Source organism: Micromonospora humida (genome assembly GCF_016901255.1).
In the GTDB taxonomy this organism is placed as follows: domain Bacteria; phylum Actinomycetota; class Actinomycetes; order Mycobacteriales; family Micromonosporaceae; genus Micromonospora; species Micromonospora wenchangensis.
Genome location: NZ_JAFEUC010000005.1, coordinates 391,872 through 413,821, shown reverse-complemented (window position 1 = coordinate 413,821; position 21,950 = coordinate 391,872). Strand labels below are relative to the sequence as shown.

The following is a 21,950-nucleotide window of genomic DNA, read 5'->3' as shown; positions in this document are numbered from 1 at the left end:
CTCCTGGCTCTCGTCGGGCGCGACCGGGCGGGGTGGGTGGGACGTCAGGCGGGCGTCCTGGCGATGTGCTCCACGGTGACGCTGCGCAGGACGTGGAGGGCGCCGCCGATGGCGGCGGCGGTGTCGACGTTGGCGGACAGGAGGACGCGGGGCCGGCTGAGCTTTCGGCTGAGCGCGTGGCGGGTCAGCTCCGCCTCGATGAACTGCTGGTAGAGCGGGCCGGCACTGATGAGGGCGGGTCCGGCCAGCACGACGGTGTCGAGATCGAAGAGGTTTACCATGGTCACCGCCGTGCGGCCGATCCAACGGGCGGACTGCTGGAGGATCGTCGTGGCGTCCGGGTCGCCCGCCTGCCAGCCGCGCACGACGCGCCCGAAGTCGGCGAGGGTGTCCTCCTCGTGGGCCCTGATGCCGAGGCGCTCGGCGAGGTCGGGGCGGGCGAGCACCTGCGCGACGACCGTGCGCGGGCCCGCCTCGGCCTCGGCGCAGCCGCGGTTGCCGCAGACGCAGGGGGCGCTGGCGCCCATGAGCCCCACGTGCCCTATCTCGACGGCGTTCGAGGCGCGACCGCGGTAGGCGTTACCGTCCGCCACGATGCCGCCGCCCAGGCCGGAACCCAGGTAGATGAGCCCGAACGTGTCGGTCGGCACCGTGCCGGACCACTGCTCGCCGGTGGCCGCCGCCGTCGCGTCGTTCTCCAGCAGGACGGGTAGACCGAGCCGGTTCGACAGTGTCGACGTCAGGGGGTACTGGAGCCAGTCGGGCGTGGGATGGGCCATCAGCAGCATGCCACGCTCGCGGTCCTGAGGCCCGTGGGTGACCAGGCCGACGCCGAGGACCCGCCCGCGCGGCACGCCCGCGCGGTGTACCAGGTCGTCGACCTGGTCGGCCAGGGTGGAGACGGCCGCATCCGGCCCGCTGGTCCCGGTGCCGCGGAAGCCGGCGGTCGCGACCCGCCGGCCGGCGAAGTCGATCACGACGATCGTCGTCGTGGTGCGGTCGAACTGGACGCCGACGGCGTACGAGGCATCGGCCTCCAGCTCCAGCAGACGTCGGGGCTGGCCCCGGCCCTGCTGCTCACGACCCACCTCGCGCACGAGGCCCCCGTCGAGCAGGCGGCGGACCACATGGGTGATCCTGGCCTGCGTGAGGCCGGAGAGTTCGGCGAGCTCCACCCGGCTGAGCGTGCCGCGGGTGCGCAGGAGATCGAGCATTCGCCCGGCCGTGGTGACGCGGCCATCGTCGTTGCGGAGCATGCCGGGAGCCCTCCTGAATCCGATCGGGAGCTGGAGCCGGGTTGATCACTCCCGCTCATATGTTCATCCGATCAACTAAATAGCGCAAGGGTCGACGAGGGTGACCTCGCCGGCCCGGCGAAGCCGATGGGTCGGGATCGGCGCGGTGTGGTCGGGCTGGACGACGACGGCATGCCCGGTGGCAGCGTCCAGCTCGGACGGACGCCGGCGACGTTCCAGGTGTATCCGCTGGTCATGGTCTGTGTGAAGGGTGCCGCGAATCCTTGGCAGGGTGGCCCGTCCCTGACGGTCGCCGGGGCGGGCCGGGCGGCTGTGACCAGCTGTTCGCCGGTTCTGGAGCGAGAACTTATAGAGATCAATTCGCCCCATGCATTGACTGAGTAAATTTAGTCGCTTAAGAATACATGTCATGCCCTTCCTGGGCCATGGCGGGCGAGCATCGCCCCCCGCGTGAAAGGACCAAGATGTCTCTTCTCACCGGCATGTCGCGCCGCGCTGCGACGCTCGCCGGCGCAGCCGCGCTCGGCCTCGTGCTGACCAGCTGCTCCGGCGGGACCACGTCCGCCGGCTCGGAGGCCACGCTCGTGGCCTACACCGGTCAATCGGGCGACTACCAGATCAACTTCAACCCGTTCTCGCCGTCCCGGATCGGGGGCCTTGGCGCGACCTACGAGACGCTGTTCTTCGTCAACAAGGCCAAGGTGTCCGACCTCGTGCCGCTGCTCGGCACCCAGCAGTCCTGGAACACCGACGGCACCGTCCTCTCGGTGACCCTGCGCGACGGGGTGACGTGGAGCGACGGTCAGCCCTTCACCGCGAAGGACGTCGCGTTCACCTTCGGCCTGTTGAAGAGCAACGCGGCCATCAACAACATCGGTTTCGACGGCACCGCCACCGCGGTGGACGACACCCATGTCACCTTCACGTTCAAGGCACCCGCCTTCGTCAAGGGCCCCGACCTGCTCGGCGCCGTGCCGATCGTCCCCGAGCACCTGTGGAAGACCATCAACCCCACCCAGGACGTCGTCGAGAAGCCCATCGGCACCGGCGCCTACCTGATCGGCGAGTTCAAGCCGCAGGCCTTCACCTACGCGGCGAACCCTAAGTACTGGGGCGGCGAACCGAAGGTCAAGAAGATCCGCTTCGTCGCGCTGTCGGGCAACCAGGCCGGCGCCGACGGCATCGCGGCCGGCACCGTCGACTGGTTCACCGGGCCGATCCCCGACATCAAGAACACCAAGAAGAACTTCCCGAAGTACGACGCGTACACCCAGTGGCAGAACCAGATGGTGCTCGCCACCTGCTCCAGCGTGCAGATGGGCTGCAAGGGGCCGCAGACCGACCCCGCCGTCCGGCACGCCCTCTACGCCGCCCTCAACCGGACGCAGCTCAACAAACTGGCGTTCCAGGACACCGCCAGCGCGATCTCCCCCGCCTTCACGCTCACCCCCAGCCAGGACCAGTTCGCCTCCGCCGCCCTCACGGAGAAGGTGGCGCCCATGGCCGCCGAACCGCAGAAGACCGCGCAGAGCTTGGAACAGGCCGGCTGGGTCAAGGGCGCCGACGGCATCTACGCCAAGGACGGCAAGCGGCTGTCGCTGACCGTCGAGGTCGTCACCGGCTGGACGGACTACATCACCGCGATCGACACGATGGCCTCGCAGGCCAAGGCCGCCGGAATCGACCTGCAAGCCGCCCAGTCCTCCTGGAACGAGTGGACGGAGAAGAAGGGATCCGGCAACTTCCAGCTGGTCATCGACTCGCTCGGGCAGGGCCCCGCGCCGGACCCGTTCTACCTCTACACCTACTTCTTCGACTCCAACACCGGAGCCAAGGTGGGTAAGTCCGCCGGAAACAACTTCTCCCGCTACACCAACCCGGAGGTCGACGCGGCGCTCGACAAGCTGGCCGCGCTCCCGCTCGACGACCAGGCGGCCCGGCAGCCCTACTTCGACACCATCCAGCAGGCGGTCGTGCGGGACATGCCGTACGTCCCGATCCTGACCGGTGGGACGACGAGCGTGTGGAGCACCGGGAAGTTCAGCGGCTGGCCCTCGGACCAGGACCTGTACGCCTTCCCCGCGGTGTGGTCATCCCTTGACGCCGCGGAGATCTTCAAGCGGCTCAAGCCCCAGAGCTGACCGCCCCCGACGTCGCCCCCGAGGAGAGAGCGTTGCTGTGAGTTATTTCCTTCGCAAGCTGGGTTTCTACGCGGTGGCCCTCTGGGCCGCCCTGACCCTCAACTTCGCCATCCCGCGACTCCTGCCCGGCAACCCCGTCGACATCCTGCTGGCCAAGCTCCAGCAGCGGGGCGGCTCGGTCAGCCCGGAGACGCGCAAGGCGTACACGCTCCTCCTCGGGGGCGACGACACGGGCTCCCTGTGGAGCCAGTACCTGAACTACCTCAAGAACCTCGCACACGGCGACCTCGGTGTCTCGGTGAGCTACTACCCGGCCAAGGTCTCCGACGTGATCCTGACGTCGCTGCCCTGGACCGTGGTGCTCGTCGGGGTCGCCACCGTCCTCGCCGCGCTGCTCGGGGTGCTCCTCGGCGCGATCGTGGGGTGGCGCCCCGGCACCTGGCTCGACTCGTTGGTCCCGGCCACGACGCTGCTGGCGGCCATCCCGTACTTCTGGCTCGCCCTGATCCTCACCTATCTGCTGGCCCGGGTACTCGGCTGGTTGCCGCTGCAGGGCGGCTACGACGTCGCGCTCACCCCCGGCTGGAACACGGAGTTCATCCTCTCGGCGGTGCGGTACGCGATCCTGCCCGCCCTGACCATCGTCCTGGCATCGATCGGCGGGTGGCTGCTCGGCATGCGGAACATGATGGTCTCCACCCTGTCGGAGGACTACGTCCTGACCGCAGAGGCCAAGGGCCTGACACCGAGAAAGATCCGACGCTCCTACGCGGCGCGCAACGCCGCCCTTCCCTCCGTGGCCGGGTTCGCCATCTCCCTCGGGTTCGTGGTCTCCGGCTCGGTCATCACGGAGCAGGTCTTCTCCTACCCCGGGATCGGCGGGCGCCTGCTCGGCGCCGTGACGAACAACGACTATGCGCTCATGCAGGGGGTCTTCCTGTTCATCACGCTGGCCGTGCTCGGCGCCAACCTGATCGTCGACCTGCTCTACGGCCTGATCGACCCGCGCACCCGCGCCCGGCACTGACGGGGGAGACCACGATGACGAACCTCACCCCCGCCAGCGCGCCGACCGTGGCTGACGCCGCCGACACGCTGATCCAGCCGACCGGCTCGGCGGGCCGTCCCGCCCGGGCAGGCTGGCGCATGCTCCTGCCCTCCATGACACCCTGGCTGGCCATCGGTCTCACGCTGGTCGTCGGCATCACGCTCTTCGGAGTCCTCGCCGTCTACGTCGTGGGCGACCCCAAGCAGATCCGGGACCAGGGGCTCACGCCGCCGTCGGCGCAGTTCCTGCTCGGCACCACCCAGACCGGGCAGGACGTGCTCGCACAACTCGCCTACGCCACCCGCGGCTCACTGCAGATCGGCGTGCTCGTCGGCATCCTCGCCACCGTCCTGTCGGCGTTCTTCGGCATCTACGGCGCCTACCGCGGCGGCATCCTCGACGAAGCGTTCTCCCTGCTGTCGAACGTCTTCCTCGTGATCCCCGGCCTGCCCCTGGTCATCGTGATCTCCGGCTTCGTACCGCGCGAGAGCCGTGGCGTGTGGACCATCGTCGTGGTGCTCGCCCTGACCAGTTGGGCCGCATCGGCGCGGGTGCTGCGCGCCCAGACGCTCTCGGTGCGAAACCGCGACTACGTCGCCGCGTCGAAGGTCGCCGGCGAGAAACCCTGGCGGGTCATCGCCGTGGAGATCCTGCCGAACCTCCTGCCCGTCCTCGCGTCCCAGTTCGTGTTCGCGATCATCGCCGCGGTCCTCGGCGAGGCCGGTCTGGCCTTCATCGGCCTCGGCGCCTCGAACTCCGCAACGCTCGGCACGATGCTCTTCTACGCGCAGAACGGGTACGCGCTGTCGCTCGGCGCCTGGTGGTGGTTCGTGCCGCCGGGCCTGATCATCGCGCTCTTCGGCATGGGCCTGTCCCTGGTCAACTTCTCGATCGACGAGACCATCAACCCCAAGCTCAAGAACCTCCGCCTGTACCGCAGGCGCGCGCGGCGGGCCGCGCGTATGGAGCGGCAACTGGCCCGACGCGGCGCAGGTGCCCCGGGCACCCCGGCCACCCGTTCGACAGTCTCGGAGGCGCCCCCGCGATGAACACGACGCTGCTGAACGACAACATCCCCGCCCCCGGCCGGCCGAGGGCCGACGCCGTCCTGACCGTCGAGAATCTCACAGTCGTGTACGAGGCGGACACCCCGGTCACGGCCGTCCGGGACGCGAGCCTGACCCTGCACCGGGGGGAGGTCCTCGGCCTGGCCGGCGAGTCCGGCTGCGGCAAGACCACCCTGGCGTACGCGATCAACCGCCTGCACCGGCCGCCCGCCCGGATCGCCTCCGGCCGCGTGACGTTCCACGACGGTGGCGGCGACGACGTCGACGTGCTCGCACTGACCGACGCCGAGCTGCGCGCCTTTCGCTGGGAGAAACTCTCCATGGTGTTCCAGGGGGCGATGAACGCCCTCAACCCCGTCACCACCGTGCGGGCGCAACTGCGCGACACCCTCCTGGCCCACCGCCCCGGCCTGTCCCGGGCGAAGGTGCGCGAGCGATCCGAAGAGGTGCTGCGACGCGTCGGGGTGGACCCCCGACGGTTGGGCTCCTACCCGCACGAGCTGTCGGGGGGAATGCGCCAACGAGTCATGATCGCCATGGCGATGCTGCTCCAACCACAGGTCATGATCCTGGACGAACCCACCACGGCTCTGGACGTCGTCGTCCAACGCGAGATCCTGAGCGAGATCATGCGGCTCCGCGACGAGCTGGACTTCGCCGTCATCTTCATCACGCACGACCTGCCGCTGCTACTGGAGATCAGCGATCGCATCGCCGTCATGCTGGCGGGCGAGATCGTCGAGCTCGGTGCGGCCGACCTGTTGTACCGCCACGCGCGGCATCCGTACACGCGCAAGCTCCTCGGCTCGTTCCCGAGCCTGTCCGGAGCGCGCGGGGCGTTCATCCGGTCCGGTGTCGACGAGACCGCCCTCCCAGACGGCACCATCGAGGAGCGGGCATGACCCTCGTCCACGTGACCGACCTCGTCAAGGATTACGGACTCCGTACGGGCCTACGTCGCACCCGGCTGCGCGCCGTCGACCACGTCAGCTTCGACCTGATCCCCGGGCGCACCGTCGCCCTGGTGGGGGAGTCGGGGTCGGGTAAGTCGACCATCGCCAAGATCCTCACCCGCATGGAGAAGCCCACGTCCGGCAGAGTTGACGTGCGTCTCGACGACGGCACCCCGGTGCACGGGTCGCTGTACCGGCGGCAGGTGCAGATGGTCTTCCAGGACCCGTTCGCCTCCCTCAACCCCTTCCACTCGATCGAGCACCACATCGCCCGTCCGCTGCGCATCCACCAGCGCACCCGCACCGCCGCCGAAACACACGCGCGCGTGCTGGAGATGCTCGAACGGGTCAACCTCACACCCGCCGAGACCATCGCGCCGCGCCGTCCGCACGAGCTCTCCGGCGGCCAGCGGCAGCGCGTCGCGATCGCCCGTGCGCTGGCGCCGGGGGCGCAGGTGCTCATCGCGGACGAACCGGTGTCCATGCTGGACGTCTCGATCCGCCTCGGGGTGCTCAACCTCATGGGCCGCCTGCAGCGGGAGGACCGGCTCGCCGTCCTGTACATCACCCACGACCTGGCCACCGCGCGGCACTTCTCGGACGAGATTCTCGTGCTCTACCGCGGTCGGATCGTGGAGCGCGGGCCGTCCGACGCGGTGATCCTGGACCCGCACCACGACTACACCAAGTTGTTGGCGAGTTCGGCACCAGATCCCGAGCGTCTCGACCGGATCACGGCCGCGGTCACGGTCGACCGCGACGCGATCGACAACAGCGCCTGCTACGACCACCGCACCAGCCGGTGGATGGAGGCCGGGGTGCCCTCGGTCACGGCGGCCGGCATGCCCGCGGGCTGACCCGGCGGGCCACGCCCCAGCTTGTCGTATTCGTTTTCGAACCCGAGGACACCGCATGGCTCACCTTCCCTTGACTTTTCGTGCCCTGGATCACGGCTGGACCCTCACCGCCCCCGCGCTCCCCGACGACGCCCCCGAAGCCGTCACCGCAGCCCTCGCCGACGGCGTGCCCGCCGTCGTACCCGGCGAGGCGCACCTGGACCTGCGGCGTGCCGGCCTGATCGACGACCCGTTCGACGGTGCCAACGAGGCCGCGCAGCAGTGGATCGGTGACACGACATGGCGCTTCTCGACGACGTTCACCTGGGCCGACGACGCCTCGACACGCCACGACCTGGTGGCTCACGGGCTGGACACGGTGGCCACCGTCCAGCTTAACGGCGACGTCGTCGGGCGGACGCAGAACATGCACCGCTCCTATCGCTGGGACGTGCGTGGGGCACTGCGCCAGGGGGAGAACACCCTCACGGTGACGTTCGCCGCTCCGGTGCCCGAGGCGACGGCGCGGGCCCAGCGTGACGGCGCCCTGCCGCGCGTCAACCACCACGACTACAACCAGCTGCGCAAGATGGCCTGCTCGTTCGGCTGGGACTGGGGCATCGACGTCGCCGGTGCCGGCATCTGGAAGCCGATCGGGCTCGACTCGTGGTCCCGGGTGCGCATCGCCTCGGTGCGGCCGCTCGTGGATGTGGTGTCGACCGGGGGCGCCGACGGTGCCGATCGGCGCGACGACGGCCTGCTGAGGGTGCACGTGGACGTGGAGCGCGACGGCAAACACGCCGACCAGGACGTCTCGCTCACCGTCACCGTCACCGACCCCGACGGCGGCACGCTGCACACCGGCTGCACCGTGCCCGCTGACGAGACGTCCGCCGTCGTCCTCGTCACGGTGCGCGACGTGCGGCGCTGGTGGCCCGTCGGATACGGCGACCAGCCGTTGTACGGCGTGCAGGTCGAGGCAAAGACCGCAGGTGACGCCGCGTCCTGGTACGGGCGGGTCGGCTTCCGTACCGTGGAACTCGACACGACGCCCGACGAGGCCGGGGCTCCGTTCCTGCTCCGGGTCAATGGCGAGCGGGTGCTCGTGCGGGGCGCCAACTGGATCCCGGATCACGCGTTCCTCACCCTGATCGACCGCGATCGGTACGCCCGCCGGGTGGCCGACGCGCTGCAGGCCAACATCAACCTGCTGCGCGTGTGGGGCGGCGGCATCTACGAGTCCGACGACCTGTACGACCTCGCCGACGAGCACGGCCTGCTGATGTGGCAGGACTTCCCCTTCGCCTGCGCCGCATACAGCGAGGACGCACCGATGCGGACGGAGATCGACGCCGAGGCCCGCGAGAACGTGGCGCGGCTCAGCCCGCACCCGTCCCTCGTGCTGTGGAACGGCAACAACGAGAACACCTGGGGCTCGGTGGACTGGGGTTGGCCCGGCCGCCTGGACGGTCGGGGCTGGGGCGACCGCTACTACCGCCACCTGCTGCCGCGCGTGCTCGCCGAGCTCGACCCGACGCGCCCGTACTCACCGGCGAGCCCGTACTCGTTCGGCGACTACCGGCACCCGAACGACGAGCGGTACGGCACCATGCACGTCTGGGACGTGTGGAACCGGGCGGACTACACCGGCTACACCCGGTACAAGCCGCGTTTCGTCGCGGAGTTCGGCTTCCAGGCGCCGCCTGCCTGGTCCACGCTCGCCGCCGTGGTGCACGACGAGCCGCTGGACCCGTTCGGCCCGCAGATGCTGGTGCACCAGAAGGCCAACCTCGGCAACGCGAAGCTCGCGCGCGGATGGCAGGGCCACCTGCCCGACCCCGTCACCATCGAGGACTGGCACTGGACCACCCAGCTCAACCAGGCGCACGCCATCCGGTTCGGCGTCGAGCACTTCCGCTCCCTGACGCCCCACAACACCGGGACGATCCTGTGGCAGTTCAACGACAACTGGCCGGTGGTGTCCTGGGCCGCCGTCGACTTCGCCGAGCGCCGAAAGCCCCTCTGGTACGCCCTGCGGGCCGCGTACGCCCCGCGGCTGGCCACACTTCAGCCGCGCGCGTCGGCCGAGGCGTGGGCCGCCGCGTGGGAAGGACTCGAGCCGGACCCGGACACTCTCGCGCTGGTGCTCGTCAACGACACCGCCGAGGCGTTCCGCGGCACCTTCACGGTGACGCGGGAGACATTCGACGGCACGCTCCTGGCCAAGGCCACGATCGAGGCGTCGGTGCCCGCGCGCGGCGCGGTGTCGGTCACGGTTCCGGACGACGTCGCCGCGTTCGGGGATCCCGCCGCCGAGGTGATCGTGGCCGAGTCGGACGATGGCACCGCAGGGTTCGCACCGGCCTTCCGGCACGGCGTCGAGGTGGTCGACCAGCGCCTCGACCCCCGGCCGCTGCGGGTCGAGGCCGTACCCACGGATGACGGTTGCCTGCTGCACGTGGCCGCCACCTCCTACGCCCGTGACGTGTTCTGCCCTGCCGACGTGGTGAATCCCCTGGCCTCGGTGAACGACGGCATGGTGAACCTTCGGGCCGGTCGGTCCGTCACCATCCAGGTGACGTCGCCGGCAGGTGATCCAGACGCCTTCGCCGCAGCCGTGCGCTGTGCCAACACCCTCCTGGACCCGGCAGAGAGGACCTTTCCATGACCGCTGTCCCGGCTGTCCCCGGGCAGTTGCCCGCCCACCACGCGTGGCTCGATGCCGAGTGCCGTCGGCTGATCGCCTTCGGCGCGCGTTCCGCGCTGCCCGACGGCGGCGCGGCCTACCTGGACACCACTGGCAGGCCGGATCCCACCCACGGCGTGCTCACCTGGATCACCGCCCGCACCACGCACGCGTACTCACTCGGCGTGCTGCTCGGCGTGCCCGGCAGCGCCGCCGTCGCCGACGCCGCACTCAAGGCTCTGACCGGCCGGCTACGCGACGCCGAGCACGGTGGGTGGTTCCACGCGCTCGCGCCGGACGGCACCCCTGACCGCGCCGCCGGTAAATCCTGCTACAACCACGCCTTCGTGCTGCTGGCTGCGTCATCCGCGGCGCTCGCCGGCCGGCCCGGCGGTGCCACGCTGCTCGCCGAGGCCGCCGACGTCTATCTCACGTGGTTCTGGGACGACGACGCCGGTCGCCCGGTGGACACCTGGGACGCCGGCTTCACCAGGGCCGACGACTACCGCGGTCTCAACGCCACGATGCACTCCGTCGAGGCGTTGCTCGCCGTGGCCGACGCCGTCGAGGTGCTCGACGCTTCGGACGCGCCCGGCGTCGGCGGGGGAGCGTCTGCCTGGCGGGACCGGGCCGCGCGGGCGGCGCGATTCGTCGTCGAGCTCGCCACCGCACACGACGGACGCCTGCCGGAACACTTCGGGCCGGACTGGGCCCCGGTTCTCGGCTTCAACCGCAACCAGCCGGACGACCCCTTCAAGCCGTACGGCGCCACACCCGGACACGGCCTGGAGTGGTCGCGGCTGTTGTTGAACGTCGAGGCCACGATCGGCACCGACGAAGCCCTCGCCGCAGCAGCGGTGCGGCTGTTCGACCGGGCCGTCGACGACGGCTGGGCTGCGGACGGTGCGGAGGGGTTCGTCTACACCACCGACTGGGACGGCACGCCGTTGGTGCGCCAGCGGATGCACTGGGTGGTGGCCGAGGCGATCGCCGCCGCCGCGGCACTGCACCGGCGCACCGGCGAGCGGCGGTTCGCCGACAGCTACGCCGCCTGGTGGGACTACGCCGAGCATCATCTGCTCGACCGCACAGGCGGCTCGTGGTGGCACGAGCTCGACCCGCACAATATTCCCGCCACGACCGTGTGGCCCGGTAAACCCGACGTCTACCACGCGTTGCAGGCCACGTTGCTGCCGCGCCTGCCGCTCGCGCCCACGCTCGCCCGGGCGCTTCGGGCGGGGCTGCTCGTCTCGTCGCCGAAGGGCACCGACGGTCGAGGGCAGCCGGCATGAGCGGGCACGGACCGTCGGTGGGGGCGGTGATGGTGATCGGCGAGACGCTGATCGACGTGCTGCCGGCCAGCCGCGGCGACGGTGCCGCTCTCGGCGTTCGCGAGCTACCCGGCGGCAGTCCCGCGAACGTGGCGGTGACTCTCGGGCGGCTGGGCCGGGGGCCGGTGCTCGTCACCACCCTCGCCGACGACGCGCGCGGCACCGCCGCGCGGGACTGGCTCGAGGCGTCGGACGTCACCGTCGTGGCGCAGCCGCCGGCCACCGGGCGGACGTCGGCTGCCGCCGTCCGGCTCGCCGCCGACGGGTCGGCGACCTACGACTTCGATCTCACCTGGGACCTCTCGCCCGAGTTCCTCACCGGCGTCACCGCGGCGGGCGGGATCGCGGTCCTGCACGCCGGCTCGATCGCCACCGTGCTCGACCCGGGGGCCGACACGGTCGAGGCCGCGCTGCACGGGGCCCGCGGACGCTCCCTGGTGACGTTCGATCCCAATGCGCGCCCGGCGGTCACGCCGCACGTCGCGCGAGTGCTGCCGCGCGTGGAGCGGTTGGTGGGCCTCAGCGACGTCGTCAAGGCCTCCGACGAGGACCTCGCCTGGTACCACCCCGGCGTCAACCCGGTGGAGGTGGCTCGTGCCTGGGCTGGGTCGGGGCCGGTCCTGGTCGTCGTGACCCGGGGCGCGGACGGCAGCGTGTTCGTGCGCGGCGACGACGTCGTCACCGTGCCGGGCAGGCCGGCGACCGTGGCCGACACGATCGGCGCCGGCGACACCTTCATGGGGGCGCTCGTCGACGCGCTCGTCGGCGTCGGGGTGCACGGGCCGACCGCACGCGGGGCGCTCGCCGCGCTCAGCAGGGAGGATTTGCGCCGGGTGGGATCTCGGGCGGCGAGCGCTGCCGCGATCACGGTCTCCAGGCCGGGTGCCGATCCACCGACGTCGGCCGAGCTCGACGCGGTGGCGCGGGCGGCCACCGGCTGAGGCGGCAGCGTCACCACGACGGCTGCGGGCTCAGCGGCAGGCCCGCAGCCGTTCCGGCGGGGGAGGAGGGACGCGGTCAGTCCTTGTCGGGCCGCTCCTCGGCCCGGGCTGCCGCATTGGCGGAGCGCAGCACGCGGGGATGCCGCAGAGCGGACGAGTCGGCCAGGGACGCCGCGGTTCGCACGGTGAAGGTGTGGGTCTCGCCCGCGAGCAGTGAGACGAGCATGTCGTCCACGACCGCGTCGGGGGCCACCTTGTCGGCGAGCAGGGCGAGGTCGCGGACGTACGACGTGGCCCGCACCTCCACCTGGTAGCCGCCGGTCACGGGCGTGACCTCGGCCGTGAAGGGGGTCGAGTCGTAGGCGAGGTCGCGGTCCTCGGCGAACTGGTGGTGGACGCGGATGCCACCGGCGGCGACGGTCAGCACCTCGCTTCTCGGATCGACCGGGGTGAGCAGGTCGTCGGTCAGGTCGAGCAGGGCGACAGACCGGGGCGCGACATCGAGCGGCATCTCGACGGTCGCCAGCATGTCGCCGGTGAGGGTCTGCCGCGCGGCGCGGACCGTACCCGTCCACGGCTGGTCGTGATCGTTGACCGCGACCAGGGTGGGCCTTCCGTGGCGGGGTTGCACGGTCAGTAGCCGTGGCGCGAAGGCGTGCTTGAGCGCGTAGTAGAGGGGCTTGGGTCGTTCGTCGCTGTCCACGGCGGCCCAGGAGGTGACCGGCCAGCAGTCGTTGAGTTGCCAGACGAGGGCCCCGGCGGTGTAGGGCCACCAGGAGCGGAAGTGCTCGACGCCGAACGCCACCGCCCGTGCCTGGTTGAGCTGTGTCGCCCAGTGCCACTGCTCGAAGTCGTCCGGCACCGGCAGGTGGGGTGCGAGGCCGCGGTCCAGCTTGCCGTTGCCGTCGCCGGCCTTCTGATGCAGCAGAAACGCGGGTGAGGTGGGTGTCAGTGGTCGGTCACGGATCCAGCGGGTGAGGGTCGCCCAGGTGGGTGGGCCCTGGAAGCCGAACTCCGCGCAGAACCGCGGGATGTGATCGCGGTAGTGGGTGTAGTCGAGCATGTTCCAGACGTCCCACTCGTGGCGGGTGCCGTAGAGGGCGTCGTTGGGCGGGAGATCGCCGGGGCTGTACGGGCTGCCGGGCGCGTACGGGCGGGTGGGGTCCAGTGCGGTGACGAGCGCCGGCAGCAGTTCGGTGTAGTAGCCGAGCCCCCAACTGCGTCCGTCGAGGGCCTCCTGCCAGCCCTCCCAGTCGGTGTAGGCGGGCAGGTTCTCGTTGTTGCCGTTCCACAGCACCAGCGACGGGCGGGCGACCAACCGGGTGATGTTCTCCCGCGCCTCGGCTTCGACCTCGCTCCGCAGGGGCTCCTCCTCGGCATAGAAGGCACACGCGAAGGGGAAGTCCTGCCACACCAGCACGCCCCGTTCGTCGCAGGCGGCATAGAAGTCGTCGGTCTCGTAGATGCCGCCACCCCAGATCCGCAGCATGTTCATGTTCGCCCCGACGGCCTGGTCGATCCGGCGGGCGAGCCGTTCGGGGGTGACCCGGGTGAGGAGGTGGTCGTCCGGGATCCAGTTGGCGCCCTTGGCGAAGACCCGGGTGCCGTTGACGACGAACACGAACGGCGTGCCGGTCCCGTCGGGCTCGGTGTCCACGGTGACGGTGCGGAAGCCGATCCGACGTCGGTCGGTGTCCACCGGCTCGGCGTCGGCCAGGAGCGTGACGGTCAACTCGTAGAGCGGCTGCTCACCGTAGCCGACCGGCCACCACAGCCGGGCGTCCGGCACGAGGACGGTGACGTGGGCGGCGTTGCCGGAGACAGCCGTCCGTTCCTCGCGGCCGTCTACGGTCACCACCGCGGTGTAGTAGCGGTCCGCGGCGCGCTCCACGTCCAGGTGTACGTCGACGCGACCGGTGCCGTCGGGGTCGACGGTGACCAGCGGCCGCACCTGGGCCAGCCGGGCGGTGTCCCAGCGTTCCAGCCGTACCGGCTTCCAGATGCCGGCGGTCTGCAGGTCCGGTCCCCAGTCCCAGCCGAAGGAGCAGGCCATCTTGCGGATCGCGTTGTACGGGTGCGGGTAGGCGCGCTGCCGCCAACCGAGCTGGCTCTCTGCCTGTTCGGCGTAGGTGAGCGCCGCTGCCAACGTCACGGTCAGCTCGTTGTGGCCCTCCCGCAGGCAGTCGCGGACGTCGAACCGGTAGCCGCGGTGCATGTTGGCGGTCCGGCCGAGCACGACGCCGTTGAGGGCGATCGTGGCGATCGTGTCGATGCCGTCGAAGACCAGCTCCACCCGCTCGTCCACGCCGGGCGCGGACGTCTGGAAAGCCGTCGTGTACTGCCAGTCGACGCGGTGCATCCAGGTCAGGGACGCCTCGTTGCTGTCCAGGTAAGGGTCGGGGATGAGCCCGGCGGCCATCAGGTCGAGGTGGGTGCTGCCCGGCACCTGTGCGGGGATGTCCCGTCCCGCGAGGACGTCCGGCGCGGGGCCTCCGTCGGCGCGTAGCCGCCAGCCCTCGTGCAGGGTCGTGCGCGTCATCGGGTCCTCCTCCTTGTCGGCGGCAGGGGTCAGGCCCGAGGAGCATCCTTACGTAGGCAAACGAAGTAAGTCAATGCGTCATGTGCGCGCGGGCTTCAGCGGACGGCGGTATCCGGACCCAGCTACCCGGCCTCGTCCGATCCGGCGGCGCGTGCCCTGTCCTGCGGATGGGGATGACCGAGAGTCAGCTCGCTCCGCAGGACGAGCACCGCGCCGCCGATCGCCGCCGCGTCCGACCCGTTGACCGACGGCACGATCCGTACCTGGTGCGCGCGCCGTGCGAACAGACGGCGGTCCACCTCCTGCTGGATCATCGTCTGGTAGATCGAACCGGCCACGGCGAAGCTCGGCCCGGCCAGGACGATCGCCTCCAGGTCGAACAGGCACGCCATGGTGACGGCCGCGTGACCGAGGTAGCGGGCCGACTGCTCGACGAGCCCTCGCGCGCCGGCGTCGCCGGTGTTCGCCGCCGCCGCGATCCGCGCGAACTCGGTGAGGACGTCGGTGGCGGTCGGGTCCAGCGCCAGCCGGCGGCCGAGCCCGGGTGTCGCCAGGGCCTGCCGGACCAGGGCCGACGGGCCCGCGTAGTTCTCCAGGCAACCGACGTTGCCGCACGGGCACTCGTCACCGTTGACGTCGATCGAGATGTGGCCGATCTCCACGCTGTTCGACGAACTTCCCCGATAGACCTCGCCGGCGACCACCACGCCACCGCCGATGCCGGTGGCCATGTAGATGCAGCCGTAGGTGCTTCGCGGGTCGACCGTACCCATCCAGTACTCACCGATCGCCGCCGCCGCCGCGTCGTTGTCGAGCAGGACGGGCAACCCGAGAGCCTCCGCCAGCCGCAGCGCGACCGGGTGGTCGAGCCACTCTTCGGTCGGTTGCGGCGTCAACAGCACACCCGCGCGTCGATCCTGTGGTCCGTAGCTGACCAGGCCGACCCCGAGCACCCGGTCGCGGTCGACAGCCGCCGTGGCCAGCAACGCGTCGACCTGCGCCGCCACCAGTGGCAGCGCCCGCTCCGGTGGCATCGTCGCCACGCCCTGGAACGACGTCCGGGCCACCTGTCGACCCGCCAGGTCGATGACCACGATCACGCACGTGTTGCGCTCCAGCTGCACCCCGACGCTGTAGCGGGCCAGCGGATTGAGCTGCACCATGGTGCGTGGCTTGCCACCCGTCGGCGCACCCCGACCAGCCTCGACCACGAGGTCGTCGCCGATCAGCTCACGCACGACCTCGGAGATCGTCGCGCCCGTCAGACCCGTCGCCGCCGCGAGTTCCACCCGGCTGATGCTGCGCGCCGACCTGATGACGTCCAGCACCAGGCCGCGCGTCTTCGGTCGGCTGGCCCAGATCGGGCTGCTCGCCACGGTCCCTCCCAGTTTCCACCCGGCCCGCCAGGCTACTTCACTCAGCACCTCGTTGGTCGCCGCCCTGTCTCCGCATTCGCACCGGTCCTGACATGTATTGACTTTCGTAACCAAGCTAATAAAGGATGGCCCGAAGCGCTCCCATCGATCTCTCACCAGCACGAGGAGATCAGATGAAACATCGACATGCACTGCTGGCCACCGGCACCGCCGGTGTGCTGATGCTGGGCGGCATGGCAACGTCCACGCCCTCCGCTGCGGCGGCCGCCACCGGTTGCGCAGTCACCTACACGGTGCAGAGCCAGTGGCCGGGCGGATTCACCGCCAACGTCGCCGTCACCAATCTCGGCGACGCGGTGTCGAGCTGGAAGCTGGCCTTCGACTTCCCCGGTGCAGGCCAGAAGGTCACCCAGGGCTGGAGTGCCACCTGGACCCAGGTCGGCACCCGGGTGACGGCCGCCAGCATGAGCTGGAACGGCGCACTGGGCACTGGTGCCTCGACCTCGATCGGGTTCGGCGGCTCGTGGAGCGGCGCGAATCCGGTGCCCGCATCGTTCACGCTCAACGGCACCAGGTGCACCGGGTCGGTGACCACACCGACCCCTCCGCCGACCACCCCTCCGCCGACCACCCCTCCGCCGACCACCCCTCCGCCGACCACCCCTCCGCCGACCAGTGGGTCGGCACCGGGGCTGCGGGTGTCCGGGAACAAGATCGTCACCACGGCCGGAAAGCCGTACCGGCTGCTGGGCGTGAGCCGGTCCGGCGGGGAGTTCGGCTGCGTGCAGGGTAAGGGCCTCTGGGATTCCGGACCGGTCGACCAGGCCTCGATCGATGCGATGAAGACCTGGAACATCCACGCCGTGCGCGTTGCGCTGAACGAAGAATGCTGGCTCGGCGTCAACGGCTCGCCCAGCGGCGTCACCTACCAGCAGGGCGTCAAGGACTACGTGAACCGGCTCGTCGCCAACGGCATCAACGTCATCCTCGACCTGCACTGGACCTGGGGGGCCTACCCCAACAGCCCGGAGTGGCACTGCAAGGACGAGCATGCCACCTGCCAGAAGCCGATGCCGGACGCGCGGTACGCCCCGCAGTTCTGGACGGGCGTCGCCAACGCGTTCAAGGGCAACGACGCGGTCGTCTTCGATCTGTTCAACGAGCCCTACCCGGACATGCCCGCCGATTGGAACAAGACCCTGGGCTGGCAGTGTCTACGTGACGGCGGCAGCTGCGCCGGCCTGCCGTACGAGGTGGCGGGCATGCAGGACCTCGTCGACGCGGTCCGCGCCACCGGTGCCACCAACCTGCTCATGATCAGCGGTCTGGAATGGACCAACGACCTGCGGGAGTGGCTGACCTACAAGCCAAACGACCCGCTGAACAACCTGGCCGCCTCGTGGCACGCGTACAGCTTCAACGCCTGCGCCACCGAGTCCTGCTGGGACAGCCAGATCGCTCCGCTGGCGCAGCAGGTGCCCATCGTGATCGGGGAGTTCGGCCAGGACAACTGCGGCTTCGACTACATGCAGCGACTGGTGAACTGGGCCGACGAGCACGACCTGAGCTACCTGGCCTGGACCTGGAACCCGTGGGGCTGCACCGGCGGCGCCGTGCTCATCAAGGACTGGGCCGGCACCCCGGAGCCCGGCATCGGCGAGGGCTTCAAGGCCCACCTGCTGACCCAGAGCCCCTATCTCTGAGCAATCTCGTCGGCCGGCCCGCGCTCGCGGCGCTGGCCGGCCGACGACCCACCCACCCGTATCCCGAGGGGATGGCATGCGCAGGAAATCTCGACTGACGTCACCGAACACGCCGGGGGCAACACGTCCGGGGTCCGAGGTGCGACGGCCGTCGGCGGCGGTGACCGGGAGGATCGGCGATGTCTGACCTCCCACCGCGTGTGCTGTTCGGCGCGGCCTATTACCACGAGTACCAGCCGTACGAGCGGCTCAAGACCGACCTCGACCTGATGGCCGCGGCCGGTTTCACCGTCATCCGGGTCGGTGAGTCGGTCTGGTCGACGTGGGAGCCGGAGGACGGCCAGTTCGACCTCGACTGGCTCCAGCCGGTCCTCGACGGTGCCCACGAACGCGGGATCAGCGTGGTCCTCGGCACCCCGACGTACTCGGTGCCCCCGTGGCTGGCCCGCCGGTACCCCGAGATCGCCGGGGAGCTCCGCACGGGTGAACGGATGGGGTGGGGCGGCCGGCAGGAGGCGGACTACACCCATGCCGCCTTCCTGTTCCACGCCGAGCGCGTGACCCGGGCGGTCGTCGCCCGGTACGCCGACCATCCGGCCGTCATCGGGTTCCAGGTCGACAACGAACCCGGCCTGTGGCTGTTCCGCAACCACGGCGTCTTCCAACGATTCGTCGACGACCTGCGCCGCACGTACGGCAGCGTCGAGGCCCTGAACCGGGAGTGGGGTCTGGTCTTCTGGTCGAACCGGCTGACGACCTGGGCCGACCTGTGGCGGCCGGAGGGCAACACCCATCCGCAGTACTCGCTGGCATGGCGGCGCTTCCAGGCGCGGCTGACCACGGAGTTCATCGCCTGGCAGGCCGGCATCGTGCGCGAATACGCCAGCCCGGAACAGTTCGTCACCACGTGCATCGACTATGGGCGGCCGGCCGTCGAGGACGACGAGCTGGCCGCCCGGCTCGACGTGACCGCGGGCAACGCCTACTACGAGCCGCAGGACGCGTTGACGCTCCCCGACCCCCGTACGCCGCCGCCGGACCGGGTGGGCAACGGGGCCTGGACGATCCACCAGCACGCCGACCGGATGTGGAGCTCGCGCCAGGAACCCTTCCTGGTCACCGAGACCAACGCCAACCACCGGATCGCCCCGCACAGCCGCGCCGCATACGACGGGCAGTGGCGGCAGGCCGCCTGGGCCCTCGTCAGCCGCGGCGCGCAGATGATCGAATACTGGCACTGGCACACCATCCACGCCGGCGCGGAGACCAGCTGGGGCGGGATCATCCCGCACAGCGGACGGCCCGGACGCGCCTACCGGGAGATCGCCCGCATCGGTCGGGAGCTCGGCATCGCCGGCGATCTCGTCGCTGGGCTGACCCCTGACGCCGACGTCACCCTGCTGCACTCCCTGCCCACCCGGTGGCTGATGCAGGAACACCCGCCGCTGGCCCGGCAGGACGGCAGCGGCGACACCGACTCCTACCACGCGTTCTTCGACGCCTTCCACCGCGGGGCGTTCGACGCCCGGCTGCAGACCCGCATCGTCCACGTCAGCCAGCTCGTGGCGCAGCCCGTCGAGCAGGCCGTCGAGGGTCACCCGGTGCTTGTGGTGCCCGGACTCTACGTCGCCGAGGACGCCACCCTGGACTGGCTGAAGGCGTACGCGCACGCAGGCGGGCACCTGGTGGTCGGTCCGCGCACCGGCTACAGCGACGGCGAGACACGGGCCCGTGTCGACGTGCAGCCCGGACGCCTGGCCGACGCCGCCGGAGCGTGGTACGAGGAGTCCGCCAACCTGCTGGACGAGGTGCCGGTGACCGCGCGGGACGCCGGACTCACCCTGCTGGGGCGGCCCGCCGCGACCCGCTGGCTGGACGCGCTGATCGCCGAGGACGCCACCGTGCTGGCCGGGTACGACCACCCGCACTTCGGGCAGTGGGCGGCCGTCACCACCAGGGTGGCCGGACGCGGACGGGTCACGTGCGTCGGGGCGCTGCCCAACGTCGACCTTGCCCGGGGCATCATGCGCTGGCTGCTCGTCGAGCGGTCGGACCAGTGGTACGCCGTGCCCGACTCCGTGACCAGCACGGGAGCGACCGCCCGCACCGGGCAGCGGTTGCGCTTCCTGCACAACTGGTCGTTCACCCCGGTGGATGTCCGGGTCCCGGTCGCGGTCACCGACGTGCTCGACGCCACCTCGTACGCCCCGGGCGACGAACTGCCGCTGGGACCGTGGGACGTGCGCGTCCTCGTCGAGAACTGACCGGTCCTGCGGACCGGATCGCCCCGGGTCTGGTGGGGGACACCAGACCCGGGGCGATTCCGTGGCCACCGGTGCCGTGGGTGGGACGGACCGGCCGACGAGGCGGGTGGGTCACCCGGTGGCGGTGCCGGCCGTGGGCGGCGGCCGGCTGGCTGCCGGGAGCGCCGCGGATGCCGCCGGGGCCGTGCCGCCAGGCGCCGCCGGATCGGTGACGCCTGGCGGCACGGCCGGCGGGTACGACGGCGGGGGACCGGGTGCCGCGCCGAATCGGCACCCGGTCCCGGCGTTGCCGGCGAACTACTGCCGGGTCCACTTCTGGTTGCTGCCGCCCGTGCAGTTCCAGGTCTGCACGGTGCTGCCGTTCGCGGTGCCCGCGCTGGTCACGTCCAGGCACAGCCCGGATTCGCGGCCGACGACCGTGCCGTCACCGTTGAGGGTCCACTGCTGGTTGGTACCGCCGTTGCAGTCCCAGATCTGCACCTTGGCACCTGCGGTGGTGGAGTGACCGGGGACGTCGAGGCACTTGTTGCCGTACACCTGCAGGGCGCCGTTGGGCAGCGCGACCCAACGCTGGTTGCTTCCGCCGGTGCAGTCCCAGATCGCCAGCTGCGTGCCGTTGGTGGTGCTGGCGCCGGGCACGTCCAGGCACCGCTGGGAGCCGACACCGCGCAGCACGTTACCGGAGCCGGTCGGCGGCGTCGTCGGGCCGTCGAGTCTCCAGCCGTACCGGAGCCGGTCGAGACCGGACTGGTTGATGACGGTCAGTGACAGGTTGGTGCCGCTGCCGGTCAGCGACGTGATGGCGCAGGAGGCGTTGAAGCAGGGGCCGGGGCCCTGGGTCTGGTTGGCCTCCTTGACGCCGGTCCAGACCAGCGAGCCCATGCCCAACTCCCGTACCGTGTCGGTGAGCGCGTAGAAGTACGACACGTTGTTGTTGCCGTCGCGGGGCCCGTTGTAGTTGACGCCGGTGTTCATCGGCACGCCGAACTCGGTGAGAATGGCGCGGTCGGCGTATCCGCACAGGCGGGCCTTGAAGCTGTTGATCCACTCCGCCTCCGTCGGGTGGGTCTCGCCCCCCAGGGTGTACATGTGGATCGACAGCAGGGTGCCGTTCAACCGGGAGTCCGCCCCTACGGCGCACAGGTCGATGTCCGACCAGAGCCCCGGCACCACGATCCGGCCGCGCGGGATGTTCGAGTAGCGTTGCAGGAACGCTGCCGCGAGATTGGTCAACTCGGTCGCGCTGTACCCCCACGGCTCGTTCACGATGTCGAAGTAGAACCGGCTGTTGCTGCCGTACTTGGCGATGACCGTGTCCCACATCCGGTAGAACGCGTTCATGTCGCTGATCCGGCCGCCGGTCGGGGGCCAGGGTGCGATCATCACGTTCATGCCCATCGCGCTGGCCGCGTCGTACGCCGCCGTCAGGCTGCCCCACCACGGGGACGACGTGGTCTGCGGGTTGATCCCGAACCGGATCGTGTTCGAGCCGAGGCCCTGGAATCCCCTGAGGATCGCGGTGGCCTTCGTGTAGGTGGTCGCATAGCTGTCCGACTTGGACAGCCCGATCGGGACGTTCTCGTCGTACAGGAAGTTGTCCCTGGCGTCCGCCCAGTTGACTCCGCGGAACTGGCTGGTGGCGGCCTGCGCCGGTGCGCTGGTGGCCACATGGACGCCCAGTGAGCCCAGCAGCACGGTAACGGCCGCGCCGATCGAGGCGAGACGCCACAGGCGTCTACGAACAGTCATGACATCCTCCATGCCAGTTGCCGATGGTGATCCAGCCGCCGTGCTGGCCCCGGTTGCCGG

Annotated in this window: 14 protein-coding genes; 10 read left to right on the top strand and 4 right to left on the bottom strand. The window is 70.5% G+C overall.

Annotated features, from left to right (window positions below; all coding sequences use genetic code 11):
- Positions 1-44 precede the first annotated feature (44 nt).
- A complete protein-coding gene (locus JQX11_RS13365) occupies positions 45-1,256 on the bottom strand; it encodes an ROK family transcriptional regulator (RefSeq protein WP_204925281.1) in 1,212 nt (403 codons plus the stop codon).
- A gap of 464 nt (positions 1,257-1,720) precedes the next feature.
- Between JQX11_RS13365 and JQX11_RS13360 the strand changes: the two genes are divergently transcribed.
- Genes JQX11_RS13360 through JQX11_RS13325 form a run of 8 tightly spaced genes read left to right on the top strand, consistent with a single transcriptional unit; the run spans position 1,721 to position 12,259 of the window.
- Positions 1,721-3,397, top strand: coding sequence for an ABC transporter substrate-binding protein (locus tag JQX11_RS13360; protein ID WP_204925280.1), 1,677 nt, complete (start codon positions 1,721-1,723; stop codon positions 3,395-3,397).
- Positions 3,398-3,434: 37 nt separating this feature from the next.
- Positions 3,435-4,424, top strand: a complete 990-nt coding sequence (locus tag JQX11_RS13355; protein WP_204925279.1) for an ABC transporter permease — start codon at positions 3,435-3,437, stop codon at positions 4,422-4,424.
- Positions 4,425-4,438: 14 nt separating this feature from the next.
- A complete protein-coding gene (locus JQX11_RS13350; RefSeq protein ID WP_204925278.1) occupies positions 4,439-5,494 on the top strand; it encodes an ABC transporter permease in 1,056 nt (351 codons plus the stop codon).
- Entirely contained in the window at positions 5,491-6,414 is a 924-nt protein-coding gene (locus JQX11_RS13345; RefSeq protein WP_204925277.1) for an ABC transporter ATP-binding protein, read from the top strand. The genes JQX11_RS13350 and JQX11_RS13345 overlap by 4 nt, the downstream gene beginning before the upstream one ends.
- Positions 6,411-7,322, top strand: coding sequence for an ABC transporter ATP-binding protein (locus JQX11_RS13340; RefSeq protein ID WP_204925276.1), 912 nt, complete (start codon positions 6,411-6,413; stop codon positions 7,320-7,322). Before JQX11_RS13345 ends, JQX11_RS13340 begins: the two co-directional genes overlap by 4 nt.
- Positions 7,323-7,377: 55 nt before the next feature.
- On the top strand, positions 7,378-9,969 hold the full coding sequence (locus JQX11_RS13335; protein WP_204925275.1) for a glycoside hydrolase family 2 protein: 2,592 nt from the start codon (positions 7,378-7,380) through the stop codon (positions 9,967-9,969).
- The gene (locus JQX11_RS13330) at positions 9,966-11,279 is read left to right on the top strand and encodes an AGE family epimerase/isomerase (protein WP_204925274.1); all 1,314 of its coding nucleotides are present in this window, start codon (positions 9,966-9,968) and stop codon (positions 11,277-11,279) included. Before JQX11_RS13335 ends, JQX11_RS13330 begins: the two co-directional genes overlap by 4 nt.
- Positions 11,276-12,259 (top strand): carbohydrate kinase family protein, encoded by a 984-nt coding sequence (locus JQX11_RS13325; RefSeq protein WP_204925273.1) that lies wholly within the window; start codon positions 11,276-11,278, stop codon positions 12,257-12,259. The genes JQX11_RS13330 and JQX11_RS13325 overlap by 4 nt, the downstream gene beginning before the upstream one ends.
- A 76-nt stretch (positions 12,260-12,335) precedes the next feature.
- Here JQX11_RS13325 and JQX11_RS13320 read toward each other — a convergent pair whose 3' ends face one another.
- Both JQX11_RS13320 and JQX11_RS13315 read right to left on the bottom strand, forming a co-directional pair.
- On the bottom strand, positions 12,336-14,798 hold the full coding sequence (locus tag JQX11_RS13320) for a glycoside hydrolase family 2 protein (RefSeq protein WP_204925272.1): 2,463 nt from the start codon (positions 14,796-14,798) through the stop codon (positions 12,336-12,338).
- 122 nt (positions 14,799-14,920) lie between these two features.
- Positions 14,921-16,174 (bottom strand): ROK family protein, encoded by a 1,254-nt coding sequence (locus JQX11_RS13315; RefSeq protein ID WP_204925271.1) that lies wholly within the window; start codon positions 16,172-16,174, stop codon positions 14,921-14,923.
- Positions 16,175-16,347: 173 nt separating this feature from the next.
- On the opposite strand from JQX11_RS13315, the gene JQX11_RS13310 reads away from it, so the two are divergent.
- Both JQX11_RS13310 and JQX11_RS13305 read left to right on the top strand, forming a co-directional pair.
- On the top strand, positions 16,348-17,877 hold the full coding sequence (locus JQX11_RS13310) for a cellulase family glycosylhydrolase (protein WP_204925270.1): 1,530 nt from the start codon (positions 16,348-16,350) through the stop codon (positions 17,875-17,877).
- 179 nt (positions 17,878-18,056) lie between these two features.
- Positions 18,057-20,141 carry a beta-galactosidase gene (locus JQX11_RS13305; RefSeq protein ID WP_204925269.1) on the top strand — a complete coding sequence of 695 codons (2,085 nt, stop codon included), beginning with the start codon at positions 18,057-18,059 and terminating at the stop codon, positions 20,139-20,141.
- A gap of 297 nt (positions 20,142-20,438) precedes the next feature.
- Here the strand turns inward: JQX11_RS13305 and JQX11_RS32400 are convergent, their stop codons facing one another.
- Complete coding sequence (locus tag JQX11_RS32400) at positions 20,439-21,890, bottom strand: RICIN domain-containing protein (RefSeq protein WP_232377772.1); 1,452 nt, start codon at positions 21,888-21,890, stop codon at positions 20,439-20,441.
- Between the last annotated feature and the right edge of the window lie 60 nt (positions 21,891-21,950).

Coding starts and splice junctions, on each gene's coding strand:
- JQX11_RS13365 (WP_204925281.1), bottom strand. CDS start 1,256: ATGCTCCGCAACGACGATGGCCGCGTCACCACGGCCGGGCGAATGCTC.
- JQX11_RS13360 (WP_204925280.1), top strand. CDS start 1,721: ATGTCTCTTCTCACCGGCATGTCGCGCCGCGCTGCGACGCTCGCCGGC.
- JQX11_RS13350 (WP_204925278.1), top strand. CDS start 4,439: ATGACGAACCTCACCCCCGCCAGCGCGCCGACCGTGGCTGACGCCGCC.
- JQX11_RS13345 (WP_204925277.1), top strand. CDS start 5,491: ATGAACACGACGCTGCTGAACGACAACATCCCCGCCCCCGGCCGGCCG.
- JQX11_RS13340 (WP_204925276.1), top strand. CDS start 6,411: ATGACCCTCGTCCACGTGACCGACCTCGTCAAGGATTACGGACTCCGT.
- JQX11_RS13335 (WP_204925275.1), top strand. CDS start 7,378: ATGGCTCACCTTCCCTTGACTTTTCGTGCCCTGGATCACGGCTGGACC.
- JQX11_RS13330 (WP_204925274.1), top strand. CDS start 9,966: ATGACCGCTGTCCCGGCTGTCCCCGGGCAGTTGCCCGCCCACCACGCG.
- JQX11_RS13325 (WP_204925273.1), top strand. CDS start 11,276: ATGAGCGGGCACGGACCGTCGGTGGGGGCGGTGATGGTGATCGGCGAG.
- JQX11_RS13320 (WP_204925272.1), bottom strand. CDS start 14,798: ATGACGCGCACGACCCTGCACGAGGGCTGGCGGCTACGCGCCGACGGA.
- JQX11_RS13310 (WP_204925270.1), top strand. CDS start 16,348: ATGAAACATCGACATGCACTGCTGGCCACCGGCACCGCCGGTGTGCTG.
- JQX11_RS13305 (WP_204925269.1), top strand. CDS start 18,057: ATGTCTGACCTCCCACCGCGTGTGCTGTTCGGCGCGGCCTATTACCAC.
- JQX11_RS32400 (WP_232377772.1), bottom strand. CDS start 21,890: ATGACTGTTCGTAGACGCCTGTGGCGTCTCGCCTCGATCGGCGCGGCC.